The 12668-nt window shown below is 72.0% G+C and carries 8 protein-coding genes and 1 riboswitch; of the genes, 5 read left to right on the top strand and 3 right to left on the bottom strand.

Features of this window, described 5'->3' with window-relative positions; translation table 11 throughout:
• Positions 1–142 precede the first annotated feature (142 nt).
• Complete coding sequence (locus CA983_RS31405; protein ID WP_086604199.1) at positions 143–1318, bottom strand: ATP-binding protein; 1176 nt, start codon at positions 1316–1318, stop codon at positions 143–145.
• A 145-nt stretch (positions 1319–1463) separates the two neighbouring features.
• Here CA983_RS31405 and CA983_RS31400 point away from each other — a divergent pair, with 145 nt between their 5' ends.
• Together CA983_RS31400 and CA983_RS31395 are read left to right on the top strand one after the other, a co-directional pair.
• Positions 1464–2819 carry an SWIM zinc finger family protein gene (locus CA983_RS31400; RefSeq protein WP_086604198.1) on the top strand — a complete coding sequence of 452 codons (1356 nt, stop codon included), beginning with the start codon at positions 1464–1466 and terminating at the stop codon, positions 2817–2819.
• A 169-nt stretch (positions 2820–2988) separates the two neighbouring features.
• Positions 2989–4656 carry a DUF5691 domain-containing protein gene (locus tag CA983_RS31395; protein ID WP_086604197.1) on the top strand — a complete coding sequence of 556 codons (1668 nt, stop codon included), beginning with the start codon at positions 2989–2991 and terminating at the stop codon, positions 4654–4656.
• A gap of 119 nt (positions 4657–4775) precedes the next feature.
• Here the strand turns inward: CA983_RS31395 and icmB are convergent, their stop codons facing one another.
• The gene (gene icmB, locus CA983_RS31390) at positions 4776–5192 is read right to left on the bottom strand and encodes a coenzyme B12-dependent isobutyryl CoA mutase small subunit (protein ID WP_086604196.1); all 417 of its coding nucleotides are present in this window, start codon (positions 5190–5192) and stop codon (positions 4776–4778) included.
• 500 nt (positions 5193–5692) lie between these two features.
• Here icmB and CA983_RS31385 point away from each other — a divergent pair, with 500 nt between their 5' ends.
• Both CA983_RS31385 and CA983_RS31380 read left to right on the top strand, forming a co-directional pair.
• Positions 5693–6556, top strand: a complete 864-nt coding sequence (locus CA983_RS31385; protein ID WP_086604195.1) for an esterase/lipase family protein — start codon at positions 5693–5695, stop codon at positions 6554–6556.
• A gap of 116 nt (positions 6557–6672) precedes the next feature.
• Complete coding sequence (locus tag CA983_RS31380) at positions 6673–8307, top strand: M23 family metallopeptidase (RefSeq protein ID WP_086604194.1); 1635 nt, start codon at positions 6673–6675, stop codon at positions 8305–8307.
• Between the two features lie 50 nt (positions 8308–8357).
• Here the strand turns inward: CA983_RS31380 and pcrA are convergent, their stop codons facing one another.
• Positions 8358–10856: a DNA helicase PcrA gene (gene pcrA / locus CA983_RS31375; RefSeq protein WP_086604193.1), complete on the bottom strand. Its 2499-nt coding sequence runs from the start codon at positions 10854–10856 to the stop codon at positions 8358–8360.
• A 290-nt stretch (positions 10857–11146) separates the two neighbouring features.
• Positions 11147–11320: riboswitch (cyclic di-AMP (ydaO/yuaA leader) on the top strand.
• Positions 11321–11328: 8 nt separating this feature from the next.
• Here pcrA and CA983_RS31370 point away from each other — a divergent pair.
• On the top strand, positions 11329–12516 hold the full coding sequence (locus CA983_RS31370) for a C40 family peptidase (protein WP_086604192.1): 1188 nt from the start codon (positions 11329–11331) through the stop codon (positions 12514–12516).
• The last annotated feature ends 152 nt before the right edge of the window (positions 12517–12668 follow it).

The following is a 12668-nucleotide window of genomic DNA, read 5'->3' as shown; positions in this document are numbered from 1 at the left end:
TTCCCCGCCTGTCACGTCGCCCCCCTCCCGGTCCACGCCCACCTCTGACGACCACACCCCATGCCTCCACCGAGCACACCACCCATCACGCCACCGAAGGAGCCGTTGAGCAGCGCGCGCGGCCGTTCCCGCCGCATGCCGCTCACACGCTCACCTCCCGGCAGGCGCGATAGAAGTCCTTCCAGCCGTCCCGCTCGCGGACCACCGTCTCCAGGTACTCCTGCCAGATGACGCGGTCGGCCGCCGGGTCGCGGACCACCGCGCCGAGGATGCCCGCGGCCACGTCGCCCGGCCGCAGCACGCCGTCGCCGAAGTGGGCCGCCAGGGCGAGTCCGTTGGTGACGACCGAGATCGCCTCGGCCGTGGACAGCGTGCCGCTCGGCGACTTCAGCTTCGTCCGGCCGTCGGTCGTGACCCCGTCACGCAGCTCGCGGAAGACCGTGACGACCCGGCGGATCTCGTCGAGGCCGTCGGGCGCGGCCGGCAGGTCGAGCGAGCGGCCGATCTGGTCCACGCGGCGCGAGACGATGTCGACCTCGGCCTCGGGGCTCTCCGGCAGCGGCAGCACCACCGTGTTGAACCGGCGGCGCAGGGCGCTGGACAGGTCGTTGACCCCGCGGTCGCGGTCGTTGGCCGTGGCGATCAGGTTGAAGCCGCGGACCGCCTGTACCTCCTGCCCCAGCTCCGGTATCGGCAGGGTCTTCTCCGACAGGATCGTGATGAGCGTGTCCTGCACGTCGGCCGGGATACGCGTCAGCTCCTCGACGCGGGCGGTCATGCCCTCGGCCATGGCCCGCATGACCGGGCTGGGCACGAGGGCGTCCCGGCTGGGGCCGTGGGCGAGCAACTGCGCGTAGTTCCAGCCGTACCGGATGGCCTCCTCCGGTGTGCCGGCGGTGCCCTGCACCAGCAGCGTGGAGTCGCCGCTGACCGCCGCGGCCAGATGCTCGGAGACCCAGGTCTTCGCCGTGCCGGGCACGCCGAGCAGGAGCAGGGCGCGGTCGGTGGCGAGCGTGGTGACGGCGACCTCGACGATGCGGCGCGGGCCGACGTACTTCGGTGTGATCACCGTGCCGTCCGGCAGCGTGCCGCCGAGCAGGTACGTCGCGACCGCCCACGGCGACAGCTTCCAGCGGGCCGGACGCGGACGGTCGTCCTGCGCGGCCAGCGCGGCGAGTTCACCGGCGAAGGCGTCCTCGGCGTGCGGCCGCAGTGCTTCCGCCTCAGTCACGTCCGCGGGTGCGCCCGCCCCCGCGTTCGCGGGCGCGGACCCGTTCTGGCTCGGGTCGACGGACGTCGGTTCTACGGACACAGGCATGGCTGAGTCCCCCTCCAGCTCGGCCGGTTCGGATCTGGCATCCACGTTGCACCACACCACTGACAATGCGTTCCGACCTGCGAAAACGCCCAGCCGGGGCCACTCGCGGACCCGATTGTCAGTGGTGGGATCTACCTTCGATGGCATGACTCAGCAGGGGGTGCGCTGGACCGCGGACCAGGTGCTGGCACTGGCGCCTGACGCGGCATCACGCAAAGCGGGGAGCAAACTCGGCGCGGCGGGGCCGTGGTCCGAGGCGGGAAGTTCCGACGAGGGGACGGTGTGGGGGCTGTGCAAGGGCAGCGGAAGCAAGCCGTATCAGACGGTCGTCGACATCGCGGACGCCTCCGGGCCCGCATACAAGTGCAGTTGTCCGAGCCGCAAGTTCCCGTGCAAGCACGCGCTGGGGCTGCTGCTGCTCTGGTCGGGCGGCGACGGAGCGGTGCCGACGGGAGAGGCGCCGGAGTGGGCGGAGCAGTGGATAGCGGGGCGGCGTAAGCGCGCGGAGGAGCAGAAGGCCGGGGACGGCTCCGGTGCGCCGTCCGGGTCCGCTGATCCGGAGGCGGCGCGGCGCCGGGCGGAGCGGCGGGCGGAGCGGGTCACGGCGGGCGCGGTGGAGCTGGAGCAGCGCCTGGCGGATCTGCTGCGCGTCGGCCTGGCGACGGCCGAGCAGTCGGGTTACGGCCTGTGGGAGGAGACGGCGGCCCGCATGGTCGACGCCCAGGCGCAGGGCCTGGCCGGCCGGGTCCGGGAGTTGGGGGCGATCCCGTCCACCGGGCCGGGCTGGCCGGTGCGTCTGCTGGAGGAGTGCGCGCTGCTGCATCTCCTCGGGCAGGGCTGGCTGCGCCGCGAGCGGCTGCCCGACGCCCTCGCCGCCACGGTCCGCTCCCGCATCGGCCTGCCGGCCCCCGCGGACGGCCCGCCGGTGCGGGACCGCTGGCTGGTGCTCGCCCAGTACGACACGGCGGACACGCGCCTGACGACCCGCCGGATCTGGCTGTACGGCGCCGACTCCGACCGCACCGTACTGCTCCTCTCCTACGGCGCCGCCGGCCGCGCCCCGGAGCTGGCGCTGCCGGTGGGGCTGGCCCTGGAGGCCGAGGTGTCCGCCTACCCGGGCGCCGGGCAGCTGCGGGTGGCCCTGGGCGAACAGTTCGCGCCGCCCGCGCCGACGGCGATTCGGCCGCGGGGGGTGACGACGTCCCAGGCGGCCGCCCGTTACGGCGACGCCCTGCGCGACGATCCCTGGCTGGAGTCCGTCCCGGTGACGCTGGGCCGGGTCGTTCCCACCCCGGACGGCGACTCCTGGCAGTTGGCGGACGAGGACGAGGACGCGGCGTTGCCGCTCACTCCCGCCGCGCGCTCCCGGCCGGGTCTGTGGCGGCTCGTCGCGCTGTCGGGCGGCGCCCCGGTCAGGGTCTTCGGCGAATGCGGCCACCAGGGCTTCACTCCGCTGACGGCCTGGCCCGAGGGCCCGGGCGACGCGATAGCCCTGTGCTGAGCCGACGCCGATTCCGACACCAACGCCCACGTCAACGCCGGCACCGACGGCCCGGCCTTTCCGACGCGACCCACCCTTCTCTCAAATCCACGAATTTTTCAGGCATCCCGGGACAACCGGTAAGGGTGAGCCTTCAACCACCCCCGGGCGCCCCACGGAAAGGAAGCTCATGAACAGGACCTCCGCTCCTGTGGACGCGCCCGCGACGGGCGCCTGGGAGGGGCTCGTCACCACGGCTCTGCTGGGCACGGACCGGCGCACCCCGCCGGGCACCGGGCCGGGCCCGGAGGCACCGGTGGCCCTGCTGGACGCGGCGGCCGTGGAGACCGTACGACGACGGGCCGGTCTGCGTCCGGCCCGGGCGGCGGAGCGTCCGCAGCCGGCCCCGGAGGACCCGCGTCCGCCTCTGCCGCCGGCGGCCGCCCGCAGACTCGCGCTGCTGCTGGCCGACCGCCCCGGCGCGTCCGGCGGCGGCCGCCGGGGCACCGCGCCCGACCTGACGGAGCTGCTCCCCCAGTGGCTCGCGGCGGCCAACGCCCGTGGCTTCGCACCGCCTCCGCACATGCTTCCCGCGTTGCTGGACGCCGCCCGGGGGCGTACCGACCTGCGTCCGGCGGCACTGGAGTTCGCGGGGTCGCGGGCCCTGTGGCTGGCGCGGCTGAACCCGGACTGGCGGTTCGCCCTGCGCTCGACACCGGGCGGCGGTGCGGCCCTGCCGCATCTCGAGGACGACGACGGCGTCCGGCAGCTCTGGCAGGAGGGCCTGTTCGCCGAACGGGTCGCCCTCCTGTCCGCCCTGCGCTCCCGCGACCCTGCCGCCGCCCGCGAACTGCTCGCGACGACCTGGTCGACGGAACGGGCCGAGGACCGGCTGATGTTCCTCGACTCCCTGCGCACGGGCCTGGGCCCGGACGACGAACCGTTCCTGGAGCAGGCCCTGGCCGACCGCAGCCGCAACGTCCGGGCGACGGCGGCGGAACTGCTGTCGGCGCTGCCCGGTTCGGCGCTCGCCGCGCGGATGGGGGCCAGGGCGGAGGCGTGCGTGGCCATCGACCACACCCAGGCCGTCCAGGCCGCAGGGGTTACCGAAGCGTCCGGAGCCACTGCGGCCACGCCGACGATCGTCGTCGAAGCGCCGCACGAGTGCGATCCGGACATGGAGCGCGACGGCGTCGTGGCGAAGGCGCCCGCCGGGCGGGGTGAACGGTCGTGGTGGTTCGGCCAGTTGGTGGAGGCCGCCCCGCTCGGGACCTGGTCGCGGCGGCTGGGCGGGCGGACGCCCCGGGAGATCGTGGCCCTGCCGGTCGCGGACGACTGGCAGGGCGAACTGCACGCGGCGTGGTGCCGGGCCGCGGTGCGTCAGCGGGACGCCGAGTGGTCCCGCGCGCTGCTCGGGGAGCCCTCGGCACCGGAGGCGGGCGGCCCGGGCGCGGTGTCCCTGGCCGAACGCGCCAAGCTGCTCGGCACGCTGGACGCCGCCGAGCGGGCCGAGTGGGTGGCCGGCTTCATCGCGACGCACGGCCTGTCCGAAGCGTTTCAGTTGCTCGGGGTGTGCGCGGTGCCATGGGCGCCGCCGCTCGGCCGGGCGGTGGTGGACGCGCTCAACATCGCGCGGGACGCGGGGAGTTATCCATGGAGTTTCAGCGGAGTCATGGGCCTGGCCGAGCGCTGCCTGGACCCGTCCGAGGCCGGCCGTCTCGACGCCCTGCTGGCCGTACCGGACGAGCCGGAGAACGCGTCACCCGGCGCCGGGGGCTACTGGGCGGAGGCCTTCCAGCGCCTGGTCACGACGTTGCGCCTGCGCGCGGCGATGACGGAGGAGCTGAACACTCCCTGACCCCGGCCCGCTTCATGGAGCCCGGTTGCCACCCACCGACGCCGGCCCAGGCAGACCACAGCCACCTGCCGACAACACCCCCGGCCACCACCCCGGAATCCGGCGCCCCCGCCGGAGGCCTACGCCCCGGCCGGCTGGCGGACGTTCGCCCGGACCCACTCCACGATCGACGCCGTCGTCGCACCGGGCGTGAAGATCTCCGCGACGCCCTTCTCCTTCAGCAGGGGAATGTCCGCCTCGGGGATGATCCCGCCGCCGAAGACCAGGATGTCCTCCGCGTCCCGCTCCTTGAGCAGGTCGATCACCGCCGCGAAGAGCGTGTTGTGCGCGCCCGACAGGATGGACAGCCCGATCGCGTCGGCGTCCTCCTGGAGCGCCGTGTCGACGATCTGCTCGGGAGTCTGGTGGAGCCCGGTGTAGATGACCTCCATGCCGGCGTCGCGCAGCGCCCGCGCGATCACCTTGGCGCCGCGATCGTGGCCGTCGAGCCCCGGCTTTGCCACCACCACGCGGATCGGACCGGCTGCCACACCCATCACTGCCTCCATGAAGCGACTACATCCATCCGTACCGACAAGTACCGCACACATCGCGCACGCCGTACAGCACGGACACCCCGCCCCGAAATGTCCGGGCAAGTGAACGAACGTTATCTCCGGGATCCCGCGACCGGCAGTTTCGCGGTGCGGACCGAGGGGGAAATCACACGATGGGACAAGCGCAAGGGGAGCCGCGACGAAGTCGCCGTACCGCCGCCCCACCCACCGCGCACAGCGGCGGTACGGCACTTCGGCGAAGGCACACGGGACACGCAGGGCACGCAGGGCACGCAGGGCAGACACGGCGCAACAGCGGGGAGCCTCGTCGCCGCACAGGCAGGGGACCTCGTCGCACTACCGGCGTCACACGCGCCACATGCCGCGCTCCGTCCCCGCGGCTCACGCCGCTCACGCAGTCATCGGCCGTCTTCACCGCTGCTTTCCACGAGGGCACACGGGGGGCGGCTGTCCTCCCGCGTGCCGACAGGAGGTCGGCCATGAAGGTCACCGGGGCTGTTCTGCCCTTTCTTCCGTTCTGCCAGCGTCTGCTGCCGAGCCGGCTGGCGGGACTCTCCCTGGCGCTCCTGAAGGCCACGGCCCTGGAGATCGCGATTCTGGCCGGGCATCTCCTCCTCTATCCCTCCGGCATCACGCAGGAGCGACGGACCCCCGCCCCGGCCCTGCCCACGGACGGCGCCGCCCAACTGCCCACGGAGGCCAAGCCCCCTGTCGTCCTGCTGCACGGCTTCATCGACAACCGCTCGGTCTTCGTCCTGCTGCGCCGCAGCCTCGCCCAGCACGGCAGGCAGCAGATCGAGTCCCTCAACTACTCGCCGCTGACCTGCGACATACGCACCGCGGCCGAGCTGTTCAGCCGGCACATAGAGGAGGTCTGCGAGCGCACCGGGGCCCCGCAGGTCGACGTCGTCGGGCACAGCCTCGGCGGCCTGATAGCGCGTTACTACGTGCAGCGGCTCGGCGGCGACACGCGCGTGCGGACCCTCGTGACACTCGGCACGCCGCACTCGGGCACCCGAGTGGTGCCCCTGGCCAACGCACACCCCATCGTGCGCCAGATGCGCCCCGGCTCACCGGTGCTCGAGGAGCTCACTCGGCCGGCCCCGGGCTGCCGTACGCACTTCGTCAGCTTCTGGAGCGACCTGGACCACGTGATGGTTCCCGTGGAGGCGGCCTGCATCGACCATCCCGATCTGACGGCTGAGAACGTGCGGGTGACCGGCATCGGCCATCTCGCCCTGCCCGTGCACCCCGCCGTCGCCAACGGAATACGGCAGGTCCTCGACACGGCCCGCCCGGGTGAACCGTCCGCCGGCCGGGCCGGCGGCCTGACGGTGGCCTGACGGTGGCCTGAAACTCGTCATACAGCCGACACACAGCGTCGAAGCACCGATCAGCCTCGAACAAACTTCGAACACAGGGCCAAACCCGTGCCCGCAGTCCGCCAAAACACGGCCGAATGCCCGTTTCCTGCGCGCACGAAACCTGCCGAAGATTGTCGTGCCCGCGTACCGCCGGGTACAGTCGCCGCACTGCTCTGGCAGCCCCTGTTGTCGAGGCGAAAGAGAAGTTGGTGAACGACCGTCACCCGTCGGGGACTATGACCCCGGCTCCGGCTTCCGACGCCGACTCCGCGCACTACGCGGAGTACGGCACCCAGGAAGCCCAGTACGGCGACTTCACCACGTACGGCGACTACGCCGCCACCGGATTTGACACCACGGGTACCGACGGCACCGGTTTCGCCGCCACGAGCCACACCACCGCGACCTTCGCCACCGATCCCCTCTTCGGCGACATGCCGGGCAGCGGTCACGACACCGGCCACTGGCCCACCGGCACGCACGAGAACCCGCACTACGACGCGTACGCGGCCCAGCACCACGCCGCCTACGACACCGGCGTCTACGAAACGACGACCTGGAGGGCCGAGCAGCAGCCGCTGCCGGTCATCCCGCCGCAGGCCACCTCCCCGGACGCCACCGGGCAGTGGGACGCCGGCGCCTGGCTCCAGCCCGACCAGTCCGGCAACCCGGCCGACCGGACCCAGCAGTGGGAATGGGGCACGCAGGCCTTCGACACCGGTGCCTACGACGCCACGCAGTGGAACACCGACGGCACCGCACCGGCCCCCGACGCGTACGAGCAGCACGGCGAAACCTTCGAGCAGCACGAGACCGCGACGTTCGAGCAGGTCGCCTACGACGAAGCCGCCGGGGCCGCCGGTCACGACCCCGCCGCGGACGGCGGCGAGCCGGCCGCCACCGGCGAACTGCCCACCGTTGTCCCGCTCCTGGACGACCAGGAAGAGGCCGGCCCGCGCGTCGCCGCACGGGCGGCCTCGCGCGCCGGGTCCCGTTCCCGCCGCCGTACGCCCCCCAAGCGCTCGGCGCTGATGACCATCGCGGTGCCCTCGGCGTGTGTGATGGGTGTCGCGGGGATCGCCGCGGCCTCCGTCGGCAGCCTCACCGACGACGGCGCCGTGGAGGCGCAGACGACCGCGGCGGAGGCGCAGCCGGTGAAACCGGCCGCCGCCAACAACAAGCTGGACACACAGCTCCAGAGCCTCGCCGCCGGCGCCGACGACTTCGCCGACCGGGCCAGCCGTACGCAGGAGCGCATCGACCTCAAGGCCCAGCAGGCGGCCGAGCGCAAGCGGGCGGCGGAGGAGGCGGCCCGCAAGGAGCGGCTGCGCCCGAAGTTCGCCCTGCCGGTCGCCCGGCACGGACTCAGCGCCTACTACGGCCAGTCCGGCATCAACTGGATGTCCCTGCACACCGGTATCGACTTCCCCGTCTCGTACGGCACGACCGTGATGGCCGTGACCGACGGCACCGTGCGCACGCAGTGGAACAGCGCGTACGGCAACATGATGATCGTGACCGCGAAGGACGGCACGGAGACGTGGTACTGCCACCTCTCCACCTACACGGTCCCCTCCGGTACGACCGTGAAGGCCGGCGATCCGATCGCCCGCTCCGGCAACTCCGGCAACTCGACGGGCCCCCATCTGCACTTGGAGGTCCACACGGCCGGCGGCTCGCCGATCGACCCGCTCCCGTGGCTGCGCAGCCACGGTCTCGACCCGGCGTAACGTCCCGGCAGCCCCCGCCCGTCGGGCGAACGGGGGCTGGTCTCATACGGCTACAGCTTCTCCACCGGCGCGTACCGCAGCAGCAGCCGCTTCGGCTTGGTGTCCCCGAAGTCGATGGTCGCCTCGGCGTTCGCGCCCGTGCCCTTGACCGCGACGACGGTCCCGAGCCCGAACTGGTCGTGCGTGACCCGGTCCCCGACCGCCAGCCCCACGACCGGCTTCTCGGAGGTACGGCGCGTGGCGAAACCGGACGCGCCCGACGCCGACGAACGCGAGCGGGACGACGACAGCGAGGCCGCCACCCCGGAGACCGGCCCGGCGGGCGCGGTCGCTCCCGTCCGCTTCCACTCCAGGTAGGCCGGCGGGATCTCCTCCAGGAAGCGGGAGGGCGGGTTGTACGACGGCTGGCCCCAGGCGCTGCGCAGGGTGGACCGCGTCAGATACAGCCGTTCCCGCGCGCGCGTGATGCCGACGTACGCCAGGCGCCGCTCCTCCTCCAGTTCCTTGGTCTGGCCGAGGGCGCGCATGTGCGGGAAGACGCCGTCCTCCATGCCGGTCAGGAAGACGACCGGGAACTCCAGGCCCTTGGCGGTGTGCAGGGTCATCAGCGTGATGACGCCGTCGCCGTCCTCCTCGTCGGGGATCTGGTCGGAGTCGGCGACCAGCGCGACCTGCTCGAGGAAGTCGGACAGCGTGCCCCCCGGGGCGGCAGCCCCTGAGGTCTCCACGCCCTCGCCGCGCTCCTGCTCGAATTCCATGGCGACGGCGGCGAGTTCCTGGAGGTTCTCGATCCGGGTCTCGTCCTGCGGGTCGGTGGAGGCCTGCAACTCGGCCAGGTACCCGGTGCGTTCCAGGACGGCCTCCAGCACCGTGGCCGGTCCGGCGCCGGACTCGACGATCGTACGGAGGTCCTCCATCAGCGTGTTGAACCGCTTGACGGCGTTGGTGGAGCGCGCGGCCATGCCGTACGCCTCGTCGACGCGCTTGAGAGCCTGCGGGAAGCTGATCTTCTCGCGCTGGGCCAGGGCGTCGATCATCGCCTCGGCGCGGTCGCCGATGCCCCGCTTGGGGACGTTGAGGATCCGGCGCAGCGGCACCGAGTCCTCCGGGTTGGCCAGCACGCGCAGGTAGGCCAGGACGTCCCGGACCTCCTTGCGCTCGTAGAAGCGGACGCCGCCGACGACCTTGTAGGGCAGGCCGACGCGGATGAAGATCTCTTCGAAGACACGGGACTGGGCGTTGGTGCGGTAGAAGACGGCGACGTCGCCGGCCTTCGCCTCGCCGGCGTCCGTCAGGCGGTCTATCTCGTCGGCGACGAACTGCGCCTCGTCGTGCTCGGTGTCGGCGACGTAGCCGGTGATCGTGGCGCCGGCGCCCGCGTTGGTCCACAGGTTCTTGGGGCGGCGGGACTCGTTGCGCTCGATGACCGCGTTGGCCGCGCTGAGGATCGTCTGGGTGGAGCGGTAGTTCTGCTCCAGCAGGATCGTCGTCGCGTCCGGGTAGTCCTCCTCGAACTGGAGGATGTTGCGGATCGTCGCGCCGCGGAAGGCGTAGATCGACTGGTCGGCGTCACCCACCACGCACAGCTCGGCGGGCGGGACGTCGTCCGGGCCGGGCGGTACGTCGACGGGGTGCTCGGAGGTGCCGACGAGCTCCCGGACGAGGGCGTACTGGGCGTGGTTGGTGTCCTGGTACTCGTCCACCAGCACATGGCGGAAGCGGCGGCGGTAGTGCTCGGCGACGTCCGGGAAGGCGCGCAGCAGGTTGACCGTCGTCATGATCAGGTCGTCGAAGTCGAGGGCGTTCGCCTCGCGCAGCCGCGACTGGTACATCGCGTAGGCCTGGGCGAGGGTCTTCTCGAAGCCGTCGGAGGCCTGGGCGGCGAAGTCCTCCTCGTCGATCAGCTCGTTCTTCAGGTTGCTGATCTTGGCGCTGAAGGACTTCGGCGGGAAGCGCTTGGGGTCGAGGTCCAGGTCGCGGCAGACCAGGGCCATCAGGCGCTTGGAGTCGGCGGCGTCGTAGATCGAGAAGGAGGACGTGAAGCCGAGCTTCTTGCTCTCGCGCCGCAGGATGCGCACGCACGCGCTGTGGAAGGTCATCACCCACATCGCGTTCGCCCGCGGGCCGACGAGCTGCTCGACGCGCTCCTTCATCTCCCCGGCGGCCTTGTTGGTGAAGGTGATCGCGAGGATCTGGCCCGGATGCACACCCCGCTCGGCGAGCAGGTGGGCGATGCGGTGCGTGAGCACGCGGGTCTTGCCGGAGCCGGCGCCGGCCACGATGAGCAGCGGGGAGCCGGAGTGGACGACGGCGGCGCGCTGGTTGTCGTTCAGCCCCTCCAGGAGGGCCGCGGTGTCCACCACCGGGCGCGGGGCGCCGTCGCGGTAGTAAGCGTCCCGGTCCGGGGGCACGTCGAACTTCCCGCCGAACAGATCGTCCGGAACCGGCTCCGGTACGTGATCGTCCTCGGGTGGTGGCGGGGGCTCGTCCGCGGGGCCCCGCTGGGCCTGGAGGTCCGCCAGGAAGCTGTCGTCAAAGAGGCTGCTCATCGCTCTCCGAGTCTAGGGCGCCCCACTGACAGCCCGCCGCCGCCCTGAGAACATCGCCGAAAGACCCCCCTCGTCACCCTGTATCGCCGCATGATCACCGTGTGCTATAGCCGTCACATTCAGGGACGACTCATGACCAACCCCCCGCGATCGATCACTCTCGGCGACGCTCTGGGGCAAGGTCACGAAAATGTATCGGGCATATCACCCATCAACCTTCACAAGGGCCACACGAGTTGGCTACCGTGCGGGCAGGCCGCACGACCCCCACCGGCGAACGTCGCCGGGCCGCGCGGCCTCCGCCGAGTCCGGTGTGCCGCAGCGGCAGCCGGAGCCGGGGACCCAACCGAGAACTCTGGGGTGAATCGGCCCCACTCCCTTCGCGGAGACGGCCGTAGGGCAACCCTTCCGATGTACCCGCCCGAACCCGACAGCTAACCCGGTAGGCGGAGCATGGAAGGAGTCGCCTCCCTTGGCGTCGCACCGCAAGTCGCGTCCCGCGGGTACGCGCGTCGCAGGCATACGGACCCCCGCCCTCGCAACGGCGGCCCTCACGTCCGTGGCCCTGCTGTCCCAGTCGGCCAACGCCGCCCCCGAGGCCGACGACAAGCCGAGCCTGGAGGAAGTCGAGAAGAAGGTCGACGATCTCTACCGCCAGGCCGAGTCGGCCACCGACAAGTACAACGCGGCCAAGGAGAAGACCGCGAAGCAGCGCAAGCGCGTCGACACCCTCCTCGACGGCGTCGCGCAGCGCACCCAGAAGCTCAACGAGGCGCGGGAGAAGCTGGGTTCCTTCGCCGCCGCCCAGTACCGCACCGGCGCCTCCGCCCCGGACACGGCGACGTTCCTGCTCGCGGACACCCCGCAGGACTACTTCGACCAGACCCAGCTGATGGACCGGATGACCGGTCGTCAGAAGGTCGCGGTCGACGACTACGTCACCCAGCAGTCCGAGACGATGAAGAAGCGCCAGGAGGCCGCCGAGAGCCTCGAGACGCTCAACGAGACGCAGGGCGACCTGAAGACGGCCAAGGCGACCGTCCAGAGGAAGCTCGCCGACGCCCGCGAACTGCTGTCGAAGCTGACCGCCGAGGAGAAGGCGCGGCTCGCGGCGATCGAGAGGGAGAAGCAGCAGGAGGCCGCCCGCAAGGCCGCCGAGCTGGCCCGGCAGCAGGCCGCACAGCAGCAGGCACAGGAAGAGGCCGCCCAGCAGCAGGAGAGCGGTTCGTCCCCGTCGTCGGGCTCGTCCCCGTCGTCGGGCTCGTCCTCCTCCTCGACGGCCCCGGCCGACTCCTCGTACGCCACCAAGGCCGAGAAGGCGCTCGCCTTCGCCCGCGCCCAGATCGGCAAGCCGTACGTCTGGGGCGCCGTCGGCCCCGGCTCGTACGACTGCTCCGGCCTCACCCAGGCCGCGTGGAAGGCCGCCGGTGTGACCCTGCCGCGCACGACCTACGACCAGGTCGACGCCGGCACCACGGTCTCCCTGGCCGATGCCCGGCCCGGTGACCTGGTCTTCTTCTACGACGACATCACCCACGTCGGCATCTACATCGGCAACGGGATGATGATCCACGCCCCGAAGCCGGGCACCTATGTGCGCGAGGAGTCGATCTACTACGACGGCGAGTCGTCGATCCACAGCGTGGTGCGGCCGGCCTGAGGCCCCGCACGTCACCGAGGGCACGCGCGCGTGAGGGTGCTCGCGCGTTTTTGAGGCGCACGCGCGCGTGCCCCGCTCGCAACGCGCGCGGCGCCTCCTAGCATCGGGCCCATGCCCGGCCCCTCCCCCTCCCCCGCCTGGTGGGCGCAGCG

The organism is Streptomyces swartbergensis (assembly GCF_002148965.1).
In the GTDB taxonomy this organism is placed as follows: Bacteria; Actinomycetota; Actinomycetes; order Streptomycetales; family Streptomycetaceae; genus Streptomyces; species Streptomyces swartbergensis.
This window is presented reverse-complemented; position numbering and strand designations above follow the sequence as displayed.

What these genes read in the sequence shown, in the direction of transcription:
- CA983_RS31395 (WP_086604197.1), top strand. Translation starts at nt 2,989, where the DNA reads ATGAACAGGACCTCCGCTCCTGTGGACGCGCCCGCGACGGGCGCCTGG.
- CA983_RS31380 (WP_086604194.1), top strand. Translation starts at nt 6,673, where the DNA reads ATGCCCGTTTCCTGCGCGCACGAAACCTGCCGAAGATTGTCGTGCCCG.
- icmB (WP_086604196.1), bottom strand. Translation starts at nt 5,192, where the DNA reads ATGGGTGTGGCAGCCGGTCCGATCCGCGTGGTGGTGGCAAAGCCGGGG.
- CA983_RS31400 (WP_086604198.1), top strand. Translation starts at nt 1,464, where the DNA reads ATGACTCAGCAGGGGGTGCGCTGGACCGCGGACCAGGTGCTGGCACTG.
- pcrA (WP_086604193.1), bottom strand. Translation starts at nt 10,856, where the DNA reads ATGAGCAGCCTCTTTGACGACAGCTTCCTGGCGGACCTCCAGGCCCAG.
- CA983_RS31405 (WP_086604199.1), bottom strand. Translation starts at nt 1,318, where the DNA reads ATGCCTGTGTCCGTAGAACCGACGTCCGTCGACCCGAGCCAGAACGGG.
- CA983_RS31385 (WP_086604195.1), top strand. Translation starts at nt 5,693, where the DNA reads ATGAAGGTCACCGGGGCTGTTCTGCCCTTTCTTCCGTTCTGCCAGCGT.